General features: G+C 76.1%; 1 protein-coding gene. It reads left to right on the top strand.

Annotation, left to right across the window (positions count from 1 at the left end; translation table 11 throughout):
* Positions 1–675 (top strand): ABC transporter ATP-binding protein (locus tag Q0L15_RS21435; RefSeq protein WP_296606791.1); only part of this gene is annotated, 675 nt, incomplete at its 5' end.
* Positions 676–700 lie beyond the last annotated feature (25 nt).

Genomic DNA, 700 nt, shown 5'->3' with positions numbered 1-700 from the left:
TCGGTCGCGGAGGGGCTGCGCCTGCACGGGCTCTCGGACAACGAGGAGCAGCAGGTCGCCGAGGCGCTGGCGATGGCCGGGCTGCGCCCGCCGGAGCGGCTGTTCCTGCGCTACCCGCACGAGCTCTCCGGCGGCCAGCGGCAGCGGGTGCTGATCGCCGGCGCGCTCGCCCTGAAGCCGGAGCTGCTGATCGCCGACGAGCCGGTGTCCAGCCTGGACGCCTCGATCCGCGGCGAGATCCTCGCGCTGCTGCTCACGCTGCGCGCCGAGCTCGGCCTCGGCGTCCTCGTGGTGACCCACGACCTCGGGCTGGCGTGGAACATCGCCGACCGCACCGCGGTCATGTACCTCGGCCGGATCGTCGAGGCCGGCCCGACGGAGGAGGTCGTCGCGGCGCCGCAGCACCCCTACACGCAGGCGCTGCTGTCGGTCGTGCCGGAGATCGACCGGCTCGAGCCCGTCGTGCTCGAGGGCGAGGTGCCCGACCCGACCCGGATCCCCCGGGGCTGCCGCTTCCACCCGCGCTGCCCGGCGCTGGCCAGCGGGCTGGCGGTGCTGGTCGAGGACGCGTGCCGGACCGTGCCGCTGCCGGTGCTGCCCGCCAGCGAGGGGCACCGGGCCGCGTGCCACCTGGCGGCGGCCCGCCTGGAGTCGGAGGAGTGGAGCCATGGCTGACCTGCAGGCGGCGCTGCCGCGGGAG

Source organism: Nocardioides sp., from assembly GCF_024509035.1.
GTDB lineage: Bacteria > Actinomycetota > Actinomycetes > Propionibacteriales > Nocardioidaceae > Nocardioides.
Note: the sequence above shows the minus strand (reverse complement) of the source record. Positions and strands in the feature narration are given on the sequence as shown.